This window comes from Streptomyces sp. NPDC030222, assembly GCF_055573115.1.
This window is the reverse complement of the sequence record NZ_JBVICA010000010.1, coordinates 219,587-243,434: the sequence shown is the minus strand read 5'-3', so window position 1 is coordinate 243,434 and position 23,848 is coordinate 219,587. Positions and strand designations below refer to the sequence as shown.

General features: G+C 71.1%; 24 protein-coding genes. 1 reads left to right on the top strand and 23 read right to left on the bottom strand.

Annotated features, from left to right (window positions below):
• The 13 genes from ACZ4Z5_RS17400 to pyrR form a co-directional block, all read right to left on the bottom strand.
• Positions 1-466 (bottom strand): S-adenosylmethionine synthetase N-terminal domain-containing protein (locus tag ACZ4Z5_RS17400; protein WP_468263205.1); only part of this gene is annotated, 466 nt, incomplete at its 3' end.
• Between the two features lie 173 nt (positions 467-639).
• Positions 640-1,842 (bottom strand): bifunctional phosphopantothenoylcysteine decarboxylase/phosphopantothenate--cysteine ligase CoaBC, encoded by a 1,203-nt coding sequence (coaBC, locus tag ACZ4Z5_RS17395; protein ID WP_468263202.1) that lies wholly within the window; start codon positions 1,840-1,842, stop codon positions 640-642.
• 119 nt (positions 1,843-1,961) lie between these two features.
• The gene (gene rpoZ / locus ACZ4Z5_RS17390) at positions 1,962-2,234 is read right to left on the bottom strand and encodes a DNA-directed RNA polymerase subunit omega (protein WP_039649019.1); all 273 of its coding nucleotides are present in this window, start codon (positions 2,232-2,234) and stop codon (positions 1,962-1,964) included.
• Between the two features lie 70 nt (positions 2,235-2,304).
• The gene (gene gmk / locus ACZ4Z5_RS17385; protein ID WP_468263199.1) at positions 2,305-2,877 is read right to left on the bottom strand and encodes a guanylate kinase; all 573 of its coding nucleotides are present in this window, start codon (positions 2,875-2,877) and stop codon (positions 2,305-2,307) included.
• 50 nt (positions 2,878-2,927) lie between these two features.
• Positions 2,928-3,251, bottom strand: a complete 324-nt coding sequence (locus ACZ4Z5_RS17380) for an integration host factor (RefSeq protein ID WP_005319887.1) — start codon at positions 3,249-3,251, stop codon at positions 2,928-2,930.
• Between the two features lie 222 nt (positions 3,252-3,473).
• Positions 3,474-4,310, bottom strand: coding sequence for an orotidine-5'-phosphate decarboxylase (gene pyrF / locus ACZ4Z5_RS17375; RefSeq protein ID WP_468263196.1), 837 nt, complete (start codon positions 4,308-4,310; stop codon positions 3,474-3,476).
• Positions 4,307-5,416 carry a quinone-dependent dihydroorotate dehydrogenase gene (locus ACZ4Z5_RS17370; protein WP_468263193.1) on the bottom strand — a complete coding sequence of 370 codons (1,110 nt, stop codon included), beginning with the start codon at positions 5,414-5,416 and terminating at the stop codon, positions 4,307-4,309. Before ACZ4Z5_RS17370 ends, pyrF begins: the two co-directional genes overlap by 4 nt.
• 57 nt (positions 5,417-5,473) lie before the next feature.
• The gene (gene carB / locus ACZ4Z5_RS17365) at positions 5,474-8,785 is read right to left on the bottom strand and encodes a carbamoyl-phosphate synthase large subunit (RefSeq protein ID WP_468263190.1); all 3,312 of its coding nucleotides are present in this window, start codon (positions 8,783-8,785) and stop codon (positions 5,474-5,476) included.
• Positions 8,778-9,935 (bottom strand): glutamine-hydrolyzing carbamoyl-phosphate synthase small subunit, encoded by a 1,158-nt coding sequence (gene carA, locus ACZ4Z5_RS17360; protein ID WP_468263188.1) that lies wholly within the window; start codon positions 9,933-9,935, stop codon positions 8,778-8,780. The genes carB and carA overlap by 8 nt, the downstream gene beginning before the upstream one ends.
• The gene (locus ACZ4Z5_RS17355) at positions 9,932-10,507 is read right to left on the bottom strand and encodes a PH-like domain-containing protein (protein ID WP_468263185.1); all 576 of its coding nucleotides are present in this window, start codon (positions 10,505-10,507) and stop codon (positions 9,932-9,934) included. The genes carA and ACZ4Z5_RS17355 overlap by 4 nt, the downstream gene beginning before the upstream one ends.
• A complete protein-coding gene (locus ACZ4Z5_RS17350; protein WP_468263182.1) occupies positions 10,504-11,790 on the bottom strand; it encodes a dihydroorotase in 1,287 nt (428 codons plus the stop codon). The genes ACZ4Z5_RS17355 and ACZ4Z5_RS17350 overlap by 4 nt, the downstream gene beginning before the upstream one ends.
• A gap of 2 nt (positions 11,791-11,792) precedes the next feature.
• Positions 11,793-12,770, bottom strand: coding sequence for an aspartate carbamoyltransferase catalytic subunit (locus ACZ4Z5_RS17345; protein ID WP_468263179.1), 978 nt, complete (start codon positions 12,768-12,770; stop codon positions 11,793-11,795).
• 138 nt (positions 12,771-12,908) lie between these two features.
• The gene (gene pyrR, locus ACZ4Z5_RS17340; protein ID WP_468263176.1) at positions 12,909-13,496 is read right to left on the bottom strand and encodes a bifunctional pyr operon transcriptional regulator/uracil phosphoribosyltransferase PyrR; all 588 of its coding nucleotides are present in this window, start codon (positions 13,494-13,496) and stop codon (positions 12,909-12,911) included.
• A 220-nt stretch (positions 13,497-13,716) separates the two neighbouring features.
• Between pyrR and bldD the strand changes: the two genes are divergently transcribed.
• Positions 13,717-14,217, top strand: coding sequence for a transcriptional regulator BldD (bldD, locus tag ACZ4Z5_RS17335; RefSeq protein ID WP_189976704.1), 501 nt, complete (start codon positions 13,717-13,719; stop codon positions 14,215-14,217).
• Between the two features lie 206 nt (positions 14,218-14,423).
• On the opposite strand, the gene nusB is transcribed toward bldD, so the two are convergent.
• The 10 genes from nusB to mltG all read right to left on the bottom strand — a co-directional run bounded on the left by nusB (position 14,424) and on the right by mltG (position 23,802).
• On the bottom strand, positions 14,424-14,855 hold the full coding sequence (gene nusB / locus ACZ4Z5_RS17330; RefSeq protein WP_468263174.1) for a transcription antitermination factor NusB: 432 nt from the start codon (positions 14,853-14,855) through the stop codon (positions 14,424-14,426).
• Between the two features lie 2 nt (positions 14,856-14,857).
• Complete coding sequence (gene efp, locus ACZ4Z5_RS17325; protein ID WP_468263171.1) at positions 14,858-15,424, bottom strand: elongation factor P; 567 nt, start codon at positions 15,422-15,424, stop codon at positions 14,858-14,860.
• 62 nt (positions 15,425-15,486) lie between these two features.
• Complete coding sequence (locus tag ACZ4Z5_RS17320; RefSeq protein ID WP_468263168.1) at positions 15,487-16,596, bottom strand: aminopeptidase P family protein; 1,110 nt, start codon at positions 16,594-16,596, stop codon at positions 15,487-15,489.
• Between the two features lie 221 nt (positions 16,597-16,817).
• A complete protein-coding gene (locus ACZ4Z5_RS17315; protein WP_468263165.1) occupies positions 16,818-17,711 on the bottom strand; it encodes a Pro-rich N-terminal domain-containing protein in 894 nt (297 codons plus the stop codon).
• 156 nt (positions 17,712-17,867) lie between these two features.
• On the bottom strand, positions 17,868-18,308 hold the full coding sequence (gene aroQ, locus ACZ4Z5_RS17310) for a type II 3-dehydroquinate dehydratase (RefSeq protein WP_468263163.1): 441 nt from the start codon (positions 18,306-18,308) through the stop codon (positions 17,868-17,870).
• Complete coding sequence (gene aroB, locus ACZ4Z5_RS17305) at positions 18,305-19,405, bottom strand: 3-dehydroquinate synthase (protein ID WP_468263160.1); 1,101 nt, start codon at positions 19,403-19,405, stop codon at positions 18,305-18,307. The genes aroQ and aroB overlap by 4 nt, the downstream gene beginning before the upstream one ends.
• A complete protein-coding gene (locus ACZ4Z5_RS17300; protein WP_468263256.1) occupies positions 19,402-19,887 on the bottom strand; it encodes a shikimate kinase in 486 nt (161 codons plus the stop codon). The genes aroB and ACZ4Z5_RS17300 overlap by 4 nt, the downstream gene beginning before the upstream one ends.
• Before the next feature lie 29 nt (positions 19,888-19,916).
• On the bottom strand, positions 19,917-21,101 hold the full coding sequence (gene aroC / locus ACZ4Z5_RS17295; protein WP_468263157.1) for a chorismate synthase: 1,185 nt from the start codon (positions 21,099-21,101) through the stop codon (positions 19,917-19,919).
• A gap of 153 nt (positions 21,102-21,254) precedes the next feature.
• On the bottom strand, positions 21,255-22,091 hold the full coding sequence (locus ACZ4Z5_RS17290; RefSeq protein WP_468263154.1) for a shikimate dehydrogenase: 837 nt from the start codon (positions 22,089-22,091) through the stop codon (positions 21,255-21,257).
• Positions 22,075-23,802, bottom strand: a complete 1,728-nt coding sequence (mltG, locus tag ACZ4Z5_RS17285) for an endolytic transglycosylase MltG (protein ID WP_468263151.1) — start codon at positions 23,800-23,802, stop codon at positions 22,075-22,077. The genes ACZ4Z5_RS17290 and mltG overlap by 17 nt, the downstream gene beginning before the upstream one ends.
• Positions 23,803-23,848 lie beyond the last annotated feature (46 nt).

The following is a 23,848-nucleotide window of genomic DNA, read 5'->3' as shown; positions in this document are numbered from 1 at the left end:
ACAGCCGGTGCGCCAGATGGATCGGCAGCGGCATCAGCTCGGGCGTCTCGTCCGACGCATAGCCGAACATCAGACCCTGGTCGCCGGCACCCTGCTTGTCCAGCTCGTCCTCGTCACCCTCGACCCGCTTCTCGTACGCGGTGTCGACGCCCTGCGCGATGTCCGGCGACTGCGCACCGATCGACACCGACACACCGCACGACGCACCGTCGAAGCCCTTCTTGGACGAGTCGTAGCCGATCTCGAGGATCTTGTTGCGCACCAGAGTGGGGATGTCGGCGTAGGCCTTCGTGGTCACCTCGCCGGCCACGTGCACCAGGCCGGTGGTGATCAGCGTCTCCACGGCGACGCGGGAGGAAGGGTCCTCCTGGAGCAGCGCGTCGAGGATGGTGTCGCTGATCTGGTCAGCGATCTTGTCGGGGTGGCCCTCGGTGACGGACTCGGAGGTGAACAGGCGACGGGACACAACGCTCCCTGTGTTTGCAGCGGCTGCTGGCTGATCATGGTTGGACCGGCCGGGGGGCTGCGCCCCGCGTCGTTCCGCGACCAGTTTATCGGTCGTTGCCTCTCGGCGGGGCGCGTGTCTCACCCTATGTCGGCCCTGTGACCTGCGGCACTACCTCCGGCACTGCCGGAGCGTCAGCCGAGGCGTGGGGCGACGAGGTCCCAGACGGTGTCCGCGAGGGCTTCCTTGGGGCCGTACGGAACGGGCGTCTCGGCCCCGTCGGCGGCCAGGACGACGGCCTCGTTCTCCTCGGAGCCGAAGGTCTTGCGCTCCCCCACTTCGTTGACGACGAGCAGGTCACAGCCCTTGCGGCGGAGCTTCTCGCGGCCGTTGGCGAGGACGTCGTCCGTCTCGGCGGCGAAGCCGACGACGATCTGGCCGGGGCGGGCGCGCCGGGCGGAGATCTCGGCGAGGATATCGGGGTTGCGCACCAGGGAGACCGGGGCCGGTTCCCTGCCCTCCTGCTTCTTGATCTTGCCGGCGGCGTAGGCGGCCGGGCGGAAGTCGGCGACGGCGGCGGCCATCACCACCGCGTCCGCTTCCGTCGCGGCCTTGAGGACCGCCTCCCGCAGCTGCAGGGCCGTGCCGATGTGGACCACGTCCGCGCCGGCCGGGTCGGGCAGGCCGGTGTTGGCCTCGATGAGGGTCACCCGGGCGCCGCGGGCGACGGCGGTGCGGGCGAGGGCGTAGCCCTGCTTGCCGGAGGAACGGTTGCCGAGGTAGCGCACGGGATCGAGGGGCTCACGGGTGCCGCCGGCGCTGATGACCACATGGCGGCCCCGCAGATCCGGCTCGGGCGTGCCGCGCCGCAGCACGCTGCGGCATGCCTCGAAGATCTCGCCGGGTTCGGGCAGCCGGCCCTTGCCCGTGTCGACGCCGGTGAGCCGGCCGACGGCCGGTTCGAGGACGACGGCGCCGCGGCGGCGGAGGGTGGCGACGTTCTCCCGGGTGGCCGGGTGCTCCCACATCTCGGTGTGCATGGCGGGCGCGAAGACCACGGGGCAGCGTGCGGTGAGCAGGGTGTTGGTCAGGAGGTCGTCGGCGAGGCCGTGGGCCGCCCTGGCGAGCACGTCGGCGGTGGCGGGGGCGACGACGACGAGATCGGCGCCCTGGCCGATCCGCACGTGGGGGACCTCGTGGACGTCGTCCCACACCTCGGTGGAGACCGGGTGACCGGACAGTGCCGACCAGGTCGCGGCGCCGACGAACTGGAGCGCCGACCCGGTGGGCACGACGCGTACGTCGTGACCGGACTCGGTGAGCCTGCGCAGCAGCTCACAGGCCTTGTACGCGGCGATACCGCCGCTCACGCCCAGGACGACCCTCGGCTTGTCCACTTCGGCTCCCCAGTGATGACGGTTCTACGGCTCCACGAGACACCACAGGCCCGGCGGACGGTCTCCCAGCTACCACTGGGAGCGCCCCCTGCCGGGCCTGTGGTGAGGATCTGTCGTGACTACTGAGCAGGGCCCTCGATGGCCTCGGACGTCAGCAGACCCGCGTTGATCTCGCGCAGCGAGATCGACAGCGGCTTCTCGTGGACGTGGGTGTCCACGAGCGGACCGACGTACTCCAGCAGGCCCTCGCCGAGCTGGGAGTAGTAGGCGTTGATCTGACGCGCGCGCTTGGCCGCGTAGATCACGAGGCTGTACTTCGAGTCCGTGGCCTCGAGCAGCTCGTCGATCGGCGGGTTGATGATGCCCTCGGGCGCGGTGATGGAAGAGGACACTCTCTAGCCTTCCGAAGAAACTTCAGGGAATTCAGTCAAAGATCGAACGCGCTGCGGGCGTCCGGGGAGATCATTCCCCGGAAGGCAGCGTCACCAAGGCTAGCAGCTCGCGTACGACGTCCTCGACGGAGGTGTTCACCAGGGTGGTGTCGAACTCCGCCTCGGCGGCCAGCTCGACCTTCGCCGCCTCCAGGCGGCGGGCGATGACGTCCGGCGACTCGGTTCCCCGGCCCGTGAGCCGGCGGACGAGCTCCTCCCAGCTCGGCGGGGCGAGGAAGACCAGCTGGGCGTCCGGCATGGACTCCTTCACCTGCCGGGCGCCCTGGAGGTCGATCTCCAGCAGTACCGGCTTGCCGGCCTCCAGGTGCTCCTGGACCGCGTGGCGGGGCGTGCCGTAGCGGTTGCCCGCGAACTCCGCCCATTCCAGCAGCTCACCATTGGCGATCAGCTTGTCGAACTCGTCGTCGGTGACGAAGAAGTACTGGACACCGTGCTGTTCCCCGGGGCGCGGCTTCCGGGTGGTGGCCGACACCGAGAGCCAGACCTCGGGGTGGACCTTGCGCATATGGGCGACGACCGTGCTCTTGCCCACCCCGGAGGGGCCGGAGAGCACGGTCAGCCGCGGACGTACTTCTGCTGCCATGCAGCGATTATCCAGGTTCTCGGGAGTGCCCGGGAACGCACCTGGAAACGTCAGGCGGCGCCGCCGCCGAACTCACGCTCCAGGGACGCGATCTGGTTCGAGCCGAGACCCCGCACGCGGCGGCTCTCGGAGATGCCCAGACGCTCCATGATCTGCTTGGCCCGGACCTTGCCGACGCCGGGCAGGGACTCCAGGAGGGCGGAGACCTTCATCTTCCCGATGACGTCGTTCTCCTGGCCCTGCTTGATGACCTCGTGGAGGGAGGCGCCGGAGTGCTTGAGTCGATTCTTGACCTCGGCCCGCTCCCGGCGAGCCGCGGCGGCCTTTTCGAGCGCGGCTGCGCGCTGTTCAGGGGTAAGGGGCGGAAGAGCCACGCCTACGTCACCTCGGATGTCGAACTGTCGGATACGGACCGGTGAGGAACCCTTGCGCCCCCCACCAGGTGAGCAGCGAACAAAGCGAGTGCACGCTTGCTCTGCGACGGAGACTAGCGGCCAAGTCCGCCGGAGTCAGCGAGAACAGCGGAAAAGTCCTGGTCAGCCTTGGCCGACCAGGACTTTTTGGACATATTGCCCCGGTTTTTGGACGTGAGAGCCTCAACCGGAGACGGCCGAGCGCACCTCTGCGGCGAATCGGGCGGCCGACTCCTGCAGAGCCTTCACATCGGGGCCGGCCTGCAGCACGGCCCTGCTGACGTTCGGGACGACGTTGCCGACGGCCTCGCCGAACACCCGCGGCAGGTCGGCCGGGGTGGCGCCCTGGGCGCCGATTCCGGGCGCCAGGAGCGGACCGTTGATGCCGAGGTCCACGCCGGTGTCGCCGAGGGTCGCACCGACGACCGCACCGACCGAGCCCATCGGCTCGGCGCCCGCGTTCTCGTCGGCGATGTGGTTCAGCATGAGCTGTGCCAGGGACACGCCGCCGGCCGCCGCGGAGCGCTGCACCTCCGCGCCCTCCGGGTTGGAGGTCAGCGCCAGGACGAAGACGCCGCAGCCGTTGACGACCGCCGCGTCCAGCGCGGGACGCAGGGAGCCGAAGCCCAGGTAGGGGCTGACGGTCACCGCGTCGGAGAACAGCGGGCTGCGCGGGTCCAGGTAGGTCGCCGCGTACGCGCCCATGGTCGAGCCGATGTCACCGCGCTTGGCGTCCATCAGGACGAGCGCGCCCGCCGCACGTGCCTCCTCGACGGCCTTCTCGAGGACGGCGATGCCCCGGGAGCCGAAGCGTTCGAAGAACGCCGACTGCGGCTTCAGCACGGCCACGCGGTCCGCCAGCGCCTCGACGGTGGTGCGGGTGAACCGCTCCAGGCCGGCGACGTCGTCGGTCAGGCCCCAGGCGGTGAGCAGCGAGGCGTGCGGGTCGATGCCGACGCAGAGCGGGCCGCGGGTGTCCATGGCGCGGCGCAGCCGGGCGCCGAAGGATTCGATCGTCACGGGGTGGCCTTCCGGGTGTCGGCGCCGACGGCTTCGGCAAGGGTGGCGTACGGGCTGGCTTTGAGGCGGGCGGCCAGGCCCTTGTGGACGGCGCGGGCGTAGAACGGGCCCTCGTAGACGAAGGCGCTGTAGCCCTGCACCAGCGTGGCCCCGGCGAGGATGCGCTGCCAGGCGTCCTCGGCGTTCTCGACGCCTCCGACGCCGACCAGGACGAGACGGTCGCCGACACGCCGGTGGAGGCGGCGCAGCACCTCCAGGGAGCGTTCCTTCAGCGGGGCGCCGGACAGTCCGCCCGTCTCCTTGACCAGCTCGGGGTCGGAGGCGAGGCCGAGGCCCTCGCGGGCGATGGTGGTGTTGGTGGCGATGATGCCGTCCAGTCCCAGCTCCACGGCGAGATCGGCGACGGCGTCGACGTCCTCGTCCGCGAGATCGGGGGCGATCTTGACGAGCAGCGGCACCCGGCGGTCGGTGACCGTGCGGTCGGCGGCCTCCCGGACGGCGCTCAGCAGGGGGCGCAGCGCCTCGGTGGCCTGGAGGTTGCGCAGGCCGGGGGTGTTGGGCGAGGACACGTTGACGACGAGGTAGTCGGCGTACCGGGCGAGCCGTTCGGTGGAGGTCACGTAGTCGGCGACGGCCTCCTCCTCGGGGACGACCTTGGTCTTGCCGATGTTGACGCCCACGGTGGTGCGGAAGATCTCCCGGCGGGCCGCGAGACGGGCGGCGACGGCCTCCGAGCCGTCGTTGTTGAAGCCCATGCGGTTGATCAGCGCGCGGTCCCGGACGAGCCGGAAGAGGCGCTTCCTGGGGTTGCCGGGCTGCGGCCGGGCGGTGACGGTGCCGATCTCGACGTGGTCGAAGCCGAGCATGCTCATGCCGTCGATGGCGACGGCGTTCTTGTCGAACCCGGCGGCGAGGCCGAACGGGCCGTGCATGCGCAGGCCCAGCGCCTCGGTCCGCAGTTCCTTGTAGCGCGGGGCCAGGACGGCCGCGACGAAGGTGCGCAGCACCGGGACGCGGACGACCAGCCGGATCCAGCGGAAGGCCAGGTGGTGGGCCTTCTCGGCGTCCATCCGCTTGAACACCAGGGAGAAGAAGAATTTGTACATGCCTGTTTCCTCATGAAGAGGGGGACACCGGTCCGGTGTCCCCCTCATGGGTGGCTGCTAGTCCTCGCGGGCCGCGGTCAGGTGTTCCGCGTGTTCCTGGAGGGACCTGACGCCTACGTCGCCGTGGTTGAGTGCGTCGATGCCCTGGACGGCGGCGGCGAGCGCCTGGACCGTCGTCAGGCACGGGACACCGCGTGCCACGGCTGCGGTGCGGATCTCGTAGCCGTCGAGACGGCCGCCGGTGCCGTACGGGGTGTTGACGATGAGGTCGACCTCGCCGTCGTGGATGAGCTGGACGATGGTCTTCTCGCCGCCGGGGCCCTCGCCCTCGGACTGCTTGCGCACCACTGTGGCGCTGATTCCGTTGCGCTTGAGGACCTCGGCGGTGCCGGAGGTGGCGAGCAGCTCGAAGCCGTGGGCGACCAGCTCGCGGGCCGGGAAGATCATCGAGCGCTTGTCGCGGTTGGCGACCGAGACGAACGCGCGGCCCTTGGTGGGCAGCGGGCCGTACGCGCCGGCCTGCGACTTGGCGTACGCCGTGCCGAAGACCGAGTCGATGCCCATGACCTCGCCGGTGGAGCGCATCTCCGGGCCGAGGACCGTGTCGACGCCGCGGCCGTGCACGTCGCGGAAGCGGCTCCACGGCATCACGGCCTCCTTGACGGAGATCGGCGCGTCCAGCGGCAGGGTGCCACCGTCCCCGTGCCGGGGCAGCAGGCCCTCTTCGCGCAGCTCGGCGATGGTGGCGCCCAGCGAGATGCGGGCGGCGGCCTTCGCCAGCGGCACCGCGGTGGCCTTCGAGGTGAAGGGGACGGTCCGGGAGGCGCGGGGGTTGGCCTCCAGGACGTACAGGATGTCGCCGGCCATCGCGAACTGGATGTTGATCAGACCGCGCACGCCGACGCCCTTGGCGATGGCCTCCGTGGAGGCGCGCAGGCGCTTGATGTCGAAACCGCCGAGGGTGATCGGGGGCAGGGCGCAGGCGGAGTCGCCGGAGTGGATGCCGGCCTCCTCGATGTGCTCCATGACACCGCCGAGGTAGAGGTCGGTGCCGTCGTAGAGCGCGTCGACGTCGATCTCGATGGCGTCGTCGAGGAACCGGTCGACCAGTACCGGCCGGGTGGGGCTGATCTCGGTGGACTCGGCGATGTACGACTCGAGGCGGGTCTCGTCGTACACGATCTCCATGCCGCGGCCGCCGAGCACGTACGACGGGCGGACGAGCACGGGGTAGCCGATCTCGTCGGCGATCGCCTTGGCCTCGGTGAAGGTGGTGGCGGTGCCGTGCTTGGGAGCGGGCAGACCGGCTTCCTTGAGCACCCGGCCGAAGGCTCCGCGGTCCTCGGCTGCGTGGATGGCCTCCGGGGAGGTGCCGACGACCGGCACGCCGTTGTCCTTGAGCGCCTGGGCCAGGCCCAGCGGGGTCTGGCCGCCGAGCTGGACGACCACGCCGGCGATCGGGCCGGCCAGGGACTCGGCGTGGACGATCTCCAGGACGTCCTCCAGGGTGAGCGGCTCGAAGTAGAGCCGGTCGGAGGTGTCGTAGTCGGTGGAGACGGTCTCGGGGTTGCAGTTGACCATCACGGTCTCGTACCCGGCGTCGTGCAGCGCGAAGGACGCATGGACGCAGGAGTAGTCGAACTCGATGCCCTGGCCGATGCGGTTGGGGCCGGAGCCGAGGATGATCACGGCGGGCTTCTCGCGCGGCGCGACCTCGCTCTCCTCGTCGTACGAGGAGTAGAAGTACGGCGTCCGCGCGGCGAACTCGGCGGCGCAGGTGTCTACCGTCTTGTAGACCGGGCGGACACCGAGGGCGTGCCGGACCTCGCGCACGACGTCCTCGCGCAGCTCGCGGATCTCGGCGATCTGGGCGTCGGAGAAGCCGTGCCGCTTGGCCTCGGTGAGCAGCTCCGGGTCGAGCTTCGCGGCGGAGGCCAGCTCGTCGGCGATCTCCTTGACGAGGAAGAGCTGGTCGACGAACCACGGGTCGATCTTCGTGGCCTCGAAGACCTCCTCGGGCGTGGCACCGGCCCGGATGGCCTGCATGACGCAGTTGATCCGGCCGTCGGTCGGGCGGACCGCCTCGCGCAGCAGTTCCGCCTTGTCGCCGGGCTCGCCGACGAAGGTGAACTGGCTGCCCTTCTTCTCCAGGGAGCGCAGGGCCTTCTGCAGGGCCTCGGTGAAGTTCCGGCCGATGGCCATGGCCTCGCCCACCGACTTCATGGTGGTGGTGAGGGTGGAGTCGGCGGACGGGAACTTCTCGAACGCGAAGCGCGGTGCCTTGACGACGACGTAGTCGAGCGTCGGCTCGAAGGACGCCGGGGTCTGCTCGGTGATGTCGTTGGGGATCTCGTCGAGCGTGTAGCCGACGGCCAGCTTCGCGGCGATCTTGGCGATCGGGAATCCGGTGGCCTTGGAGGCCAGCGCGGAGGAGCGGGAGACCCGGGGGTTCATCTCGATGACGATGACCCGGCCGTCCTCGGGGTTGACCGCGAACTGGATGTTGCAGCCGCCGGTGTCGACGCCGACCTCGCGGATGACGGCGATGCCGATGTCCCGGAGGATCTGGTACTCGCGGTCGGTGAGAGTCATCGCCGGGGCGACGGTGATGGAGTCGCCGGTGTGGACGCCCATCGGGTCGAAGTTCTCGATGGAGCACACGACCACGACGTTGTCGTGCTTGTCGCGCATCAGCTCCAGCTCGTACTCCTTCCAGCCGAGGATGGACTCCTCCAGGAGCACCTCGGTGGTCGGGGAGAGCGTGAGGCCCTGGCCGGCGATCCGGCGCAGCTCGTCCTCGTCGTGCGCGAAGCCGGAGCCGGCGCCGCCCATGGTGAAGGACGGGCGGACGACGACGGGGTAGCCGCCGAGGGTCTCCACGCCCTTGAGGGCGTCGTCCATGGAGTGGCAGATGACCGAGCGGGCGGACTCGCCGTGGCCGGTCCTGGCCTTCACCGCGTCGACGACCAGCTTGAACTGGTCGCGGTCCTCGCCCTTGTGGATGGCCTCGACGTTGGCGCCGATCAGCTCGACGCCGTACTTCTCCAGCACGCCGTTCTCGTGCAGGGAGATCGCGGTGTTGAGCGCGGTCTGGCCGCCGAGGGTGGGCAGCAGGGCGTCGGGGCGCTCCTTGGCGATGATCTTCTCGACGAACTCGGGGGTGATCGGCTCGACGTACGTGGCGTCGGCGATCTCCGGGTCGGTCATGATCGTCGCGGGGTTGGAGTTCACCAGGACGACGCGCAGGCCCTCGGACCTGAGGACCCGGCAGGCCTGGGTGCCGGAGTAGTCGAATTCGGCGGCCTGGCCGATGACGATCGGGCCGGAGCCGATGACCAGGACGGACTGGATATCGGTGCGCTTAGGCACGCTGGCCCTCCATCAGGGAAACGAAGCGGTCGAACAGGTACGCGGCGTCGTGCGGGCCGGCGGCCGCCTCGGGGTGGTACTGGACGCTGAAGGCCGGCTGGTCGAGCAGCTGGAGGCCCTCCACCACGTCGTCGTTCAGGCAGACGTGGGAGACCTCGGCGCGGCCGTAGGGGGTCTCGGAGACCTTGTCGAGCGGGGCGTCGACTGCGAAGCCGTGGTTGTGCGCGGTGACCTCGACCTTGCCGGTGGTGCGGTCCTGCACGGGCTGGTTGATGCCCCGGTGGCCGTACTTGAGCTTGTACGTGCCGAAGCCGAGGGCCCGGCCGAGGATCTGGTTGCCGAAGCAGATGCCGAACAGCGGGGTCTTCCGCTCCAGCACGCCCTTCATGACGGAGACCGCGTGGTCCGCGGTGGCCGGGTCGCCGGGGCCGTTCGAGAAGAACACGCCGTCGGGCCGGACCGCGTAGACGTCCTCGACCGTGGCCGTGGCGGGCAGCACGTGCACCTCGATGCCGCGCTCGGCCATGCGGTGCGGGGTCATGCCCTTGATGCCGAGGTCGACGGCCGCGACGGTGAACTTCTTCCCACCGATGGCGGGGACGACGTACGACTCCTTGGTGGCGACCTCGGCGGAGAGGTCGGCGCCCTTCATCTCGGGGGCCTGGCGCACCTCGGCGAGCATGGTGCCCTCGTCGGGCAGCGCGTTGCCGGAGAAGATGCCGACGCGCATGGCGCCGCGCTCGCGCAGGTGGCGGGTCAGGGCGCGGGTGTCGATGCCGCTGATGCCGACGATGCCCTGGTGGGCGAGTTCCTCGTCGAGGGAGCGCTTGGCGCGCCAGTTGGAGGGGACGCGGGCGGGGTCGCGCACCACGTAGCCGGCCACCCAGATGCGGGAGGACTCCGGGTCCTCGTCGTTGACGCCGGTGTTGCCGACGTGCGGGGCCGTCATCACCACGACCTGGCGGTGGTACGAGGGGTCGGTGAGGGTCTCCTGGTAGCCGGTCATGCCCGTGGAGAAGACGGCTTCGCCGAAGGTCACCCCCGCGGCCCCGTAGGCACGGCCGCGGAAGATGCGTCCGTCCTCGAGGACGAGTACGGCGGGAGCGGCCTTGCGTCGCTGCGCGGCGCTTCCCTGGGTGGAGGTCGTCATCGTTCGGCGCCTTCCGTCGTGGTGGTGTGGTTCATGGAGTTGACGGCTTCGACCCAGGCGGCGTGCTCGGCCGAGTGGTCGGAGCGGAATCCGGAGTCGATCAGCGTGTCGCCGTGCTCCCAGGTGATGACGAGCAGGCCGCCCTCGGTGAGGACCTTGCCGGCGATGCCCTTGTCGAGCCGGGCCTCGCGGAGCCGGTCCGCCGGGACGAAGAAGTCGGTCGCACCGGGGCGCACGACGTCCAGACCGGCGTCGGTCAGGGTGAGCTCCACCCGGCTGCGGGTGCCGAGGCCGTGGGCGACGATCCGGTCGAGCCACTGCCCGGCGGTCGTGGAGCCGTGGTAGCGGCCGCTCAGCCGGAGCCGTGCGCTACCGGGCGCGGCGGGGGCCGTGGGCAGCTCGGGGAGGCCTGACTGGAGGCTGCCGCGCCACTTCCAGCCCTGGCGCATCAGCCAGTAGACGAAGACGACGAAGACCACGAGTCCGATCGCCCACGCGATGCGGGGTCCCCAGTCGGTCACCTCGGCGGACTTCCGTCCGGCGGCGAGGGTGAGGTGCAGTGCAGGTGTCACGCCAGCTTCCCGTCCATGACCGTGGCCCGGCCCCGCAGGAAGGTGTGGGTGACGCGACCCGGCAGCTCACGGCCCTCGTACGGGGTGTTGCGGCTGCGGGAGGCGAAGTCCGCGGGGTTCACGGTTCCACGGTATGCCGGATCGACCAGGGTGAGGTTCGCGGGCTCACCAACCGAGACGGGGCGGCCGTGGCCCTGGAGCCGGCCGATGGCCGCGGGCCGGAAGGACATCCGGTCGGCGACGCCCGCCCAGTCCAGCATTCCGGTGTCGACCATCGTCTGCTGCACCACCGACAGTGCGGTCTCCAGGCCGACCATGCCCATGGCGGCGGCGGCCCACTCGCAGTCCTTGTCCTCGTGCGGGTGCGGGGCGTGGTCGGTGGCGACGATGTCGATCGTGCCGTCGGCGAGGGCCTCGCGCAGCGCCATCACGTCGCGCTCGGTGCGCAGCGGCGGATTGACCTTGTAGACAGGGTTGTACGTGCGGACCAGCTCGTCGGTGAGGAGGAGGTGGTGCGGGGTGACCTCGGCGGTGACGTCGATGCCGCGGGACTTGGCCCAGCGCACGATCTCGACCGAGCCGGCGGTGGAGAGGTGGCAGATGTGGACGCGGGAGCCGACGTGCTCGGCGAGGAGCACGTCACGGGCGATGATCGACTCCTCCGCGACGGCGGGCCAGCCGCCCAGGCCGAGCTCGGCGGAGACGACGCCCTCGTTCATCTGGGCGCCCTCGGTGAGCCGCGGCTCCTGTGCGTGCTGGGCGATGACACCGCCGAAGGCCTTCACGTACTCCAGGGCGCGGCGCATGATCACGGCGTCGTCGACGCACTTGCCGTCGTCGGAGAAGACGGTGACGCCGGCGGCGGAGTCGTGCATGGCGCCGAGTTCGGCGAGCTTCCTGCCCTCCAGGCCGACCGTGACGGCGCCGATGGGCTGGACGTCGCAGTAGCCGTGCTCCCTGCCGAGCCGCCAGACCTGCTCGACGACGCCGGCGGTGTCGGCGACGGGGAAGGTGTTGGCCATGGCGAACACGGCCGTGTAACCGCCGCTCGCGGCGGCGCGCGTGCCGGTGAGGACGGTCTCGGAGTCCTCGCGGCCGGGCTCCCGCAGATGCGTGTGCAGGTCGACGAGTCCGGGCAGCAGGATCCTGCCCTCGGCCTCGACGACGGTGGCGTCGCCGGCCTCGATGCCGGTGCCCACCTGCGCGATGGTCTCTCCGTCGATCAGGACGTCCTGCGGGTCGCCGCCGAGTACCTTCGCGCCGCGGATAAGGATCTTGCTCATGGTCAGGTGTTCTCCTCGGTACGGGCGGTGGTGGCGGGCTCGGCGCCGCCGAGCAGCAGGTACAGGACGGCCATCCGGATGCTGACGCCGTTCGCGACCTGCTCGACGGCGGTGCAGCGGTCGGAGTCGGCGACCTCGGCGGTGATCTCCATGCCGCGGTTCATCGGGCCGGGGTGCATCACGACGGCGTGCTCGGGCATCCGGGCCATGCGGTCGCCGTCCAGGCCGTAGCGGCGCGAGTACTCGCGCTCGGTCGGGAAGAAGGCGGCGTTCATCCGCTCGCGCTGCACACGCAGCATCATCACTGCGTCGGACTTCGGCAGCACCTCGTCGAGGTCGTAGGAGACCTCGCAGGGCCAGGTCTCGACGCCGACCGGCACCAGGGTGGGCGGGGCCACCAGGGTGACCTGCGCGCCGAGGGTGTGCAGCAGGTGGACGTTGGAGCGGGCGACCCGGCTGTGCAGGACATCGCCGACGATCGTGATGCGGCGGCCGTCCAGGTCGCGGCCCATGCCGGCGTCCCGGCCGACCAGGCGGCGGCGCATGGTGAACGCGTCCAGCAGGGCCTGGGTGGGGTGCTCGTGGGTGCCGTCGCCGGCGTTGACGACGGCTCCGTCGATCCAGCCGGAGTTCGCGAGCCGGTAGGGCGCGCCGGAGGCGTGGTGGCGGATCACGACGGCGTCGGCGCCCATGGCCTCCAGGGTCAGCGCGGTGTCCTTGAGCGATTCGCCCTTGGAGACCGAGGAGCCCTTGGCGGAGAAGTTGATGACGTCGGCGGAGAGGCGCTTGGCGGCGGCCTCGAAGGAGATCCGGGTACGGGTCGAGTCCTCGAAGAACAGGTTGACCACGGTGCGGCCGCGCAGCGTCGGCAGCTTCTTGATCGGCCGGTCCGCGACCCGGGCCATCTCCTCGGCGGTGTCGAGGATGAGGACGGCGTCGTCACGGGTGAGGTCGGCGGCCGAGATGAGGTGGCGCTTCATCTGGGTGTGCTCCGGTGTCTGGAGGTCGGGTGTCCGGGCCTGTGGCGGAGGACCGCCGGCGGCTGTGGTCCGGACGGGGCACACGGCATGCGGGCGCGCGTCAGCGCCCGTACGGCCGTTGGGGGCGTACGAGGCGGCTTACTGCTCGCCGGCGGGGGCGGAGTCCCTGAGGCCGAGCAGCACGGTGTCGCGACCGTCCTCCTCGGCGAGCTGGACCTTGACCGTCTCCCGCAGCGACGTGGGGAGGTTCTTGCCGACATAGTCGGCGCGGATGGGCAGTTCGCGGTGGCCCCGGTCGACGAGGACGGCGAGCTGGACGGCGCGCGGGCGGCCGATGTCGCCGAGCGCGTCGAGGGCGGCGCGGATGGTGCGCCCGGAGAAGAGCACGTCGTCGACGAGGACGACCAGCCGGCCGTCGACGCCGTCACCGGGGATGTCGGTGCGGCCCAGGGCCCGCGCGGGGCGCAGGCGCAGATCGTCGCGGTACATGGTGATGTCGAGGGAGCCGACGGGGATCCGGCGGCCGGTGATCTCCTCGAGCTTGGCGGCGAGCCGCCGGGCCAGGAAGACCCCGCGGGTCGGGATGCCCAGCAGGACGACGTCCTCCGCGCCCTTGGCGCGCTCGACGATCTCGTGGGCGATGCGCGTGAGCACGCGCTCGATGTCGGGGGCCTCCAGAACCGGGCGGGCCACCGCATCAGCGGGATGAGCCGTGTGTGCGTCCATACGAAACGGACCTCCTTCTCCGCCTCACGGGACGGACCTTAAAGGACGTCGGAATTGCGCCGTCCACGGTACCAGGAACACGCCGCGCTCCCGTCGGTACCCCAAAGGGTGAGGGGGAACCCCATTCGGCTTGACGCATCCAAATCACGCTGCGTAACCTCACAGTGAGTGACCAGCCGCGCGGCCGAGCCGCGCGTCGATACAGCGTCCGGGGAGCCTTATGTCCAGCGAATACGCAAAACAGCTCGGGGCCAAGCTCCGCGCCATCCGCACCCAGCAGGGCCTCTCCCTCCACGGGGTGGAGGAGAAGTCCCAGGGCCGCTGGAAGGCCGTCGTGGTCGGCTCGTACGAGCGCGGCGACCGTGCCGTGACCGTGCAGCGTCTCGCCGAGCTGGCGGACTTCTACGGAGTCCCGGTCCAGGAGCTGCTGCCGGGCACCACGCCGGGCGGGGCCGCAGAGCCGCCGCCGAAGCTGGTCCTGGACCTGGAGCGCCTGGCCCATGTCCCCGCCGAGAAGGCGGGCCCGCTGCAGCGGTACGCGGCGACCATCCAGTCGCAGCGCGGTGACTACAACGGCAAGGTGCTGTCGATCCGCCAGGACGACCTGCGCACCCTGGCCGTGATCTACGACCAGTCGCCCTCGGTCCTCACCGAACAGCTGATCAGCTGGGGTGTCCTCGACGCCGATGCGCGCCGGGCCGTGGCCCACGAGGAGAACTGATCTCCCGTCGGGGCCGGCAACCCTGATGCAGAAACGTACCGCCGGAGGGTGGTCCCGGGTCCCCGGGACCACCCTCCGGCGTTCGGGGGCGCTGGAGGCCCGGCGGGCGGTCCCACGGGGCCGTGAGGCCCGTCGGAGAACGCCGAAGGGCCCGCAGCGCCACTTCGCTGCGGGCCCTTCGTGGCATCTGCCTGCCCGGGACGGGATCACTGGTCCCGGCGCAGGCTCGGCTTGAGCTCCTTGAAGCGTGCGAGCAGGCCGTTCACGAAGGAAGGCGACTCGTCGGTGGAGAACTCCTTCGCGAGCTGCACCGCCTCGTCGATCACCACCGCGTCCGGGGTCTCGTCGACCCACACCAGCTCGTAGGCGCCCAGCCGCAGGATGTTGCGGTCGACGACCGGCATCCGGTCGAGCGTCCACCCCACCGCGTACGTGGAGATCAGCTCGTCGATGCGCTTCTCGTGGTCGGCGTAGCCCTCGACGAGCTGCATGGTGTACTCGCTGACCGGCGGCTGACGGCTGTCGGACCGGGAGTGCCGGATCCAGTCCGCGAGGACCGTCAGCACGGACGTCCCGCGCTGGTCGGCCTCGAAGAGGATCTGGAAGGCCCGCTTACGGGCCGTGTTGCGGGCAGCCACGGTTAGCTGCTCACCCGGCCGAGGTAGTCACCCGAACGAGTGTCGACCTTGATCTTCTCGCCCGTGGTGATGAACAGCGGGACCTGGATGGTGTAGCCGGTCTCGAGGGTCGCGGGCTTGGTGCCACCCGTGGAGCGGTCGCCCTGGACGCCCGGCTCGGTCTCCTGGATGGTCAGCTCGACGGCGGCCGGGAGCTCGACGTAGAGGACCGAGCCCTCGTGCGTGGCGACGGTGGCCTCGAAGCCCTCGATCAGGAAGTGGGCGGAGTCGCCGACGGACTTGCGGTCGACGTGCAGCTGGTCGTAGGTCTGCATGTCCATGAACACGAAGTACTCGCCGTCCATGTACGAGAACTGCATGTCGCGGCGGTCGACGGTGGCCGTCTCGACCTTCACGCCGGCGTTGAACGTCTTGTCGACGATCTTGCCGGACAGCACATTCTTGAGCTTGGTGCGCACGAAGGCCGGGCCCTTGCCGGGCTTGACGTGCTGGAACTCGACGACGGACCACAGCTGGTCGTTGTCGAGCTTGAGCACCATGCCGTTCTTGAGGTCGTTCGTGGTGGCCACGGTTGCGGAATCTCCTGGACTGAAGCTGGTGGGACCGAGGGTGTGCGCCGCGGCGGTGTGCGCTACAGCGCGAGCAGCTCCTTGGTCGTGATGGTGAGTAGCTCGGGTCCGCCGTCCGCCTCGGGGCGTACGACGAGCGTGTCATCGATCCGGACTCCGCCCCGTCCCGGGAGGTGGACCCCCGGTTCGACGGTGACCGGCACACAAGCGTCCAGTTTACCCATGGCTGTCGGTGCAAGCTGCGGGTCCTCGTCGATTTCGAGCCCCACGCCGTGTCCCATCCAGGGGGACACGCCCTCCTGGTACCCGGCGGCGGTGAGCACCTGACGGGACGCCCGGTCCACCTCGCGGCACTCCGCGCCCGGCGCCAGGGCCTGCCGGCCGGCCCGCTGCGCGGCGAAGACCAGGTCGTAGAGCTCCACCTGCCAGTCCGCCGGGCTGGTGCCGATGACGAACGTACGGCCGATCTCGCAACGGTAGCCCCGGTAGTTGGCGCCCAGGCACACCGTCAGGAAATCGCCCTCCTCGACCCGGCGGTCCGACGGACGGTGCCTGCTCCGGCCGGAGTTGGGGCCGGTGCCGACTGACGTGGGGAAGGCCGGTCCGTCACCCCCGTGGTCGACGAGACGGCGCTCCAGTTCGAGGGCGAGATGCCGCTCGGTTCGCCCGACGAGGATCGACTCCAGCAGCTCGCCGAGCGCCTGGTCCGCGATCTCCGCGGCGATGCGCAGACAGGCGATCTCGTCCTCGTCCTTCACGATGCGCTGCTGTTCCACGGCACCGGCGAGGTCCGTGAGCCGCAGCCCGGGGGCCACCGAGCCGATGGCCCGGTGGCGGGCCACGGTCAGATGGTGCTCCTCGACGGCCAGCGACTCCGCTCCCGCGCCGACCGCGGAGCCCGCGGCCGCCACGGCCGGGTCCGCGCCGTCGGGGCCGGGCAGCACGTCCAGCCGCAGCGTCTCGTCGGGACGCCCCTCGGCGGGGTCCCCGGTCGGCGCTCCGGCGCAGAGCATGACGTCCTCGGCGGGGCCGACCAGCAGCACGCCGTAGGGAGGAGAGGCACCGGTGAGGTACCGGACGTTCGCGGGACGCGAGACGAGTGCGGCCGCGTTCCCCGCAGCCGCGCACCGCTCGCGCAGCCGTGCGCGGCGTGCCGCATACACCTCGGACATGAACCGAGCGTAAGAGCCCTCGGCGTCCTCGGCAGGTCGAGACGTCCGCCCGGGGGTCCACCCCGGCGCCCTCGTGCCCCCGCCCCGTCCACCGACGCCCCGGTGAGCACCGGCTCCTTCGACCGTGCCGCAGGCACAGGCCGTACCGCGGCGAACCGTCCACGAGCAGCCGTACGGTGCCGAGCCGGCCTTACGGCATCCGGGGAGTGCCGGACGGTCGGCTACCAGGTCGGAGGGCTGGCGATCGCGCGGGCCAGGACGTCGTCGAGGTACTTCGCGGTGGTGGGGACGTCGAGCTGGGAGTTGTCGATGATGGGGAGGCCCGAGCCGTACCAGCCGGCCATGCGGCCGTGGATGCCCGCGACCTCCTCGTCGGAGAGCCGGCGGTTGCCGGTGCGCTCCGCGTTGCGTTCCAGGACGATGTCCAGGCCGGGGAGCAGGACGACGGGCAGCAGGCCGGGACCCACATGACGCTTCCAGCCGCCGAGGCCGACCACGGGGCGGTCCGGGAAGACGGCGTCGTCGAGGATGCAGGAGATGCCGTTCGCCAGGAAGTTGCGCGCGGCGAAACCGCAGGTACGGCGGGCGAGCCGGTACTGGGCCTCGGACTGGTCGTTCCAGCCGGACTGGGGGTCTGCGAAACCGGCACAGACCCATTCGCGGACGTCGTCGAGGCTGATGTGGGCGGTCGGGACCCGGCGGTGCCGGGCCCAGTACCGCGCGACCGTGGTCTTCCCGGCGCCGGCGGGCCCGATCAGCAGCACGGCAAGGGTGGCCGCACCTGTGCCCTCGTGCTGGGGAGCCGACGGGACCGGCACCGGCCCGCCCGGCGGCAGCTGGATGTGACCCGTGGTATCCCGGGGCGGCGGGCCCTGTGGGACGGGCGCGGAGGCGTGCGGTGGGGTCGGGGGCGCCGAGGACGGCGACGGAACGACCGGAGAGCCGAGCGGCACGGTGGGCGGGTCGGCGGGCGCCGGACCGCCCGGTCCGGGGGGCTGCCGGTGGGCCGCGGGGGTGTGCGGCAGGGGCAGCTGCCCCTGGTGGTGTCCGCCCTGGTCCCAGCCCTGCACGGGGTCGTGCGAAGGCGGCATCGGGAACCCCCCTGCGTGCTGCATCCGGTGCCACTCCGTCTCGTCAGGCGACTGTGCTCGTCGACGGCCGGACCGCCGGCCGCCGCTCCCGGGGAACGGTACCGGCTTCGGACGGGAGGCGCCCCGGTCACCCTCGGCCGTCATCGGTCGAACGGCCGAGGGGGACCCGAAGTGCCCTGCTCAGCCGGAGAGTTCGTCCGCGAGCGCGCGCAGCGCGAGCCGGTACGAGCCGATCCCGAAACCCGCGATGGTCCCGCTCGCGACGGCGGCGACCACGGAGGTGTGCCGGAACTCCTCGCGGGTGTACGGGTTGGAGATGTGCACCTCGATCAGCGGCGCGGTGCGCTGCGCGGCGGCGTCCCGCATCCCGTACGAATAGTGCGTGAACGCACCGGGGTTGAGCACGACGGGGAGCGATCCGTCCGCGGCCTCGTGGAGCCAGCGGATCATCTCGCCCTCGTCGTTGGTCTCCCGGACCTCGACGTCGAACCCGAGCTCCCCGCCGAGGCCCTTGCAGGCCTCGACGAGCCCCGCGTAGGACGTCGAGCCGTAGACGTCGGGCTCACGGGAGCCGAGCCGGCCCAGGTTGGGGCCGTTGAGGACCAGCACCCGACGGGTCACGCGGAGACCTCCCCGTAGGCGGCGAGCAGCACGGCCGGGTCGGGTCCCTCCAGGACGGTCGGCTTCGCCAGCCCGTCCAGGACGATGAAGCGCAGCAGGTCGCCGCGGGACTTCTTGTCGACCTTCATGGCCTCCAGCAGCTTGGGCCACTGGTCGCCGCGATAGGTCAGCGGCAGTCCGACGGACTCCAGCACGCTGCGGTGCCGGTCGGCGGTCGCGTCGTCCAGCCGCCCGGCGAGGCGGCCGAGTTCGGCGGCGAAGACCATGCCGACGGAGACGGCCGCGCCGTGCCGCCACTTGTAGCGCTCGTTCTTCTCGATCGCATGGGCGAGGGTGTGCCCGTAGTTGAGGATCTCGCGGCGACCGGACTCCTTGAGGTCCCCGGAGACCACCTCGGCCTTGACCCGGATGGACCGCTCCAGCAGCTCCGCGGTGTGCGGGCCGGCCGGGGTGCGGGCGCCCGCGGGGTCGGCCTCCACCAGGTCGAGGATCACCGGGTCGGCGATGAAGCCCGCCTTGATGATCTCGGCCATCCCGCTGACGTAGTCGTGCACCGGCAGCGACTCCAGTGCGGCCAGGTCGCAGAGCACTCCGGCCGGCGGGTGGAAGGCGCCGACGAGGTTCTTGCCCTCGGCGGTGTTGATGCCCGTCTTGCCGCCCACGGCCGCGTCGACCATGGCGAGGACCGTGGTCGGTACGGCGATCCAGCGGACGCCGCGCAGCCAGGTGGCGGCCACGAACCCGGCGAGGTCCGTGGTCGCGCCGCCGCCGACGCCGACTATGACATCGGTGCGGGTGAAGCCGGACTGGCCGAGCGCCTTCCAGCAGTACGCGGCGACCTCGGCGGTCTTGGCCTCCTCGGCGTTCGGCACCTGGACGGCGATCGCCTCGAAGCCCTGGTCGGCGAGGTCGGCACGGATCGCGTCACCGGTCTCGGCGAGGGCCTCCGGATGGATGACGGCGACCCGCTTGGCCTTGTCGCCGACGAGTCCGGCCAGTTCGCCCAGCAGCCGACGGCCGACGAGCACCTCGTACGGGTCGGTGCCGGCGCTGCCGGCGACGGGGATGCGGGTCACGGCCTGGTCCTGGTCCGTCATGCTTCCTTCTTCGGCTGGAGCGCGTCGAGGACCGTCTCGGCGACCTCTTCGGGGGTCAGACCGTCGGTCGGGACGACGGCGCGTGCGACTTCGGTGTACAGATGCCGGCGGGCGTCCATCAGCTCACGCCACTGGCGGCGCGGGTTGACGGCGAGCAGCGGGCGGGCGGTGTTGAGGCCGACCCGGCGCACGGCCTCGTCGACCTCCAGCGAGAGGTACGCCACCGGCAGTCCGGTGAGCAGCTTCCGGGTGCCCTCGTCGAGGACGGCGCCGCCGCCGAGGGCGAGGACCCCGGTGTGCTCGGCGACCGCCGCCCGGACGGCGGCACGTTCCAGCTCACGGAAGTACGGCTCGCCCTCGTCGACGAAGATGTCGGAGATCGCCCGGCCCTGCGCCGCCACGATGTCCGCGTCGGTGTCCCGGTAGCCGACGCCGAGGCGTTCCGCGAGCAGCGCGCCCACGGTCGACTTGCCGGAGCCCATGGGCCCGACGAGGACGACGAGTGGCCCGGTCACCGGATGTGCAGGTTGTCGAGGTACGAGCGGACGTTGCGCCGGGTCTCGGCGACGCTGTCGCCGCCGAACTTCTCGGCCACGGCGTCCGCGAGGACCAGGGCGACCATCGCCTCGGCGACGATGCCGGCGGCCGGCACCGCGCACACGTCGGAGCGCTGGTGGTGGGCGGCGGCGGGCTCGCCGGTGATGACGTCGACGGTCCGCAGTGCGCGCGGCACGGTGGCGATCGGCTTCATCGCGGCACGGACGCGCAGCAGTTCGCCGGTGGTGAGGCCGCCCTCGGTGCCGCCGGAGCGGCCGGAGGTCCGCCTGATGCCCTCGTCCGTGGGCACGATCTCGTCGTGCGCCTGGGAGCCGGGCACCCGGGCGAGTTCGAAACCGTCTCCGACCTCCACGCCCTTGATGGCCTGGATGCCCATGAGAGCGGCGGCGAGCCGGGCGTCGAGACGACGGTCCCAGTGGACGTGCGAGCCGAGGCCGACGGGGACACCGTAGGCCAGGACCTCGACGACTCCGCCGAGGGTGTCGCCGTCCTTGTGGGCCTGGTCGATCTCGGCGACCATCGCCTTGCTCGCGTCGGCGTCGAGGCAGCGCACCGGGTCGGCATCCAGCTTCTCGACGTCCGCGGGCGTCGGGTACACCCCGTACGGAGCCTTGGCGGCGGCCAGTTCCACGACGTGCGAGACGATCTCGATGCCGGCGGTCTCCTTCAGGTAGGAACGGGCGACCGTACCGAGCGCGACGCGGGCGGCGGTCTCCCGGGCGCTGGCGCGCTCCAGGACCGGCCGGGCCTCGTCGAAGCCGTACTTCTGCATTCCGGCGAGGTCGGCGTGACCGGGCCGGGGCCGGGTCAGCGGCGCGTTGCGGGCCAGCTCGGCCAGTTCCGCGGGGTCCACGGGGTCGGCCGCCATGACCTTCTCCCACTTGGGCCACTCGGTGTTGCCGACCATGACCGCGACCGGCGAACCCATGGTGAGCCCGTGCCGGACGCCGCCGAGGAAGGTGACCTCGTCCTGCTCGAACTTCATCCGGGCACCGCGGCCATAACCGAGCCTCCGGCGCGCCAGCTCGCCCGCCACCATCTCCGTCGTGATCGGCACGCCGGCGGGCAGACCCTCCAGCGTCGCGACAAGTGCGGGTCCGTGGGACTCCCCCGCGGTCAGCCAGCGCAACCTGCTCAACGGTGCTCCTCATCCTCACGCCTCGAACTGCGACGGCGCGGCCAGAGGCGCCGCCCGGCGCCGGCCGGGGGCGCGGCCGTGGCCCGCCTGCCTACGATCCTCCCATGTCCGGGGGATCGGACCGGCCACAGGTCCAGCAGTCGGACTCCCGTCTCAGCGTGCGGCGAGGGCCGCCTCGCCCGCGGCGCGCATCGCGGCGAGCGGACCCGGGGCCCGTCCGGTCATCTGCTCGACCTGGAGCACGGCCTGGTGGACCAGCAGGTCGAGGCCGCCGACGACGGATCCACCGCGTGCGGCCCAGGCGGCCGCGAGAGGGGTCGGCCAGGGGTCGTAGAGGACGTCGAAAAGGGTGCCGGGGCGCTCCGGCACCTCGCCGGCGAGGGCGTCGGTGGTGCCGGCCGGGGTGGTGGCGACCACCAGTGGGGCGTCCAGGGCCCGCGCCGCCTCGGCCCAGTCGGCGATGCGGACGTCGACACCCAGCCGGTCGCCCCAGCCGCGCATCTCTGCTGCGCGGGCCTGGCTGCGCACATAGGCCGTCACGGGCCCGGAGCAGATCCGGGAGAGCGCCGCCAGCGCGGAGGAGGCGGTGGCGCCGGCCCCGAGCACGGCGGCGGACTCGGTCTTCTCGACACCGCGCTCGCGCAGCGCGGCGATCATTCCGGGGACGTCGGTGTTGTCGCCGAGCCTCCGGCCGTCGTCGGTGAGCACGACCGTGTTGACGGCCTCGACGGAGGAGGCGGTCGCGCTGATCTCGTCGAGCAGCGGGATGACCGCCCGCTTGAGCGGCATGGTCAGCGACAGCCCTGCCCAGGAGCCGTCCAGCCCTTCGAGGAAGCCGGCCAGTCCCGTCTCGGTCACCTCGAAGCGGTCGTAGGACCAGCCGGTGAGGCCGAGTGCCGCGTATGCGGCGCGGTGCAGCACCGGGGAGAGCGAGTGGGCGATCGGAGATCCGAGGACCGCAGCCCTGCGGTTCTCAGTCGCGCTGGGCATTGAACTTGTCCTTGAGCTTCTGGAACTCGGCGTGCGTCTTGGCGAACTCGGTCTTGGACCTGCCGTCGGTCGCCACGAAGTACATCCAGCCGTCCTTGGTGGGGTTGAGCGCCGCCTGCAGGGCGACCGAGCCGGGGTTCCCGATGGGGCCGGGCGTGAGCCCCTTCTGGGTGTACGTGTTGTACGGGTCCCGGTTGCTGTTGATCTCCTTCTCGCTGATGTCGATCTCGCTCTGGCCCTTCAGGTAGTTGAAGGTGGAGTCGAACTGGAGGAGCTGGTTGGTCTCGGTATTGGTCGGCTTGAGGCGGTTGTAGACGACCTCGGACATCTTCCGGAAGTCGGCGTGCGTCTTGCCTTCCGCCTGGACGAGACTGGCGACGGTGACGAGCTCGAGCGGGGTCTTGAGGCCGAGTCTCGTGGCTTTGCCCTGGACGTCGGCGGCCGCGTACTGCTCGTTGGCCCGGGCGACCATCTGCTTGATGACGTCCTCGGGCTTGGTCTTGGAGCCGACGTCGTAACGGGACGGGAAGAGGAATCCTTCCAGCGGGTCCTTGATCCTGTCGTTGTCGTCGGCCCAGGACGGCAGTCCGAAGTCCTTGACCTTCTTCTCGGCGACGTCCTGGGTGGTGCCCTGGTCCAGGCCCAGCTTCCGGTCGATCGCCTGGTAGACCTGGGCCGCCCGCATGCCCTCCTTGATGATGAGCGCGTTGAGGTTGGCAGGGTTGGTCATCAGTTCGATGGCGGCTTTCGCGGACATCTGCTTCTTCATCGGGTAGATGCCCGGCTGGATCGACTGGCTCTTCGGGAAGTCGCCGGCGACGTCCACGAACGCGTCGACGCTCTTGACGACCCCGGCTTCCTTCAGGACGCGCCCCATCTCGGCGATGCTGGCGCCCTGCGGGATCTCGACCTCCACGGGGTCGGTGCCGGTGCCCGCGTAGTCCTCGGGCACCCCGAAGCGGTCCTCCCAGTACTGGTAGCCGAAGTAGCCGGCGCCGCCGACACCGCCGACGAGGACCAGGGAGACGAACAGGCAGGCGACGCCGTTGCGGCTCTTCTTTTTCTTCTTCGGCTTGTCGCCGCGGCCCCGCTCACCGCGGCGGGCCGCGTTGCCGCGGTCGTCACCGTCGGGATCGCCGTCGAGGTCCTCGTCGCCGTCCTCGTCGGGGCCCTCGGAGAAAAAGGGGTGCTCGGGCTCGTCGTCCTCGGGCTCCGGATCCGGCCGCCACTCGTGCTCCGGGTCCGGGGCCGGCGGAGTGCGGCGGCCGGGCGGCTGCGGCGGGGGGTACGCCTCGGGCGTCGTGTAGAAGTCGGGGGCCTGCTCGCCGTAACCCTGGGCCACCGGGACCTGTTGGGTGTACGGGTCGTAGGCCGCCGTCTGTCCCGTGTCCCACGTCTGCTGGTACTGCTGCGGGGGGTAGGCCTGCTGCTGGTACTGCTGGGCGTCCTGGTACTGCTGCTGCTGTGGGTACTGCTGGCCGGACTGCTGCGGGTACTGGCCGGACTGCTGCGGATACGGGCCGGTCTGGTGCTGCTGGGACTGGTACTGCTGCTGGTACGGATCGTGGTGGCCGCCGCCGTGCGCGCCGCCCCGGCCCTGCCCGTACGAGCCCTGGTCGGGCTGCTGCTGCGCTTCCCATCCCAGGTCACCGTAGAGAGGGTCCTCGGGATGCCACGGTTCGGGGCCTGTGCCCCGGCCATACTCAGTCATCGGTCCCCTAGAGCCGCGAGGCATCCGGTCGGTCCGCCTCTTTCCC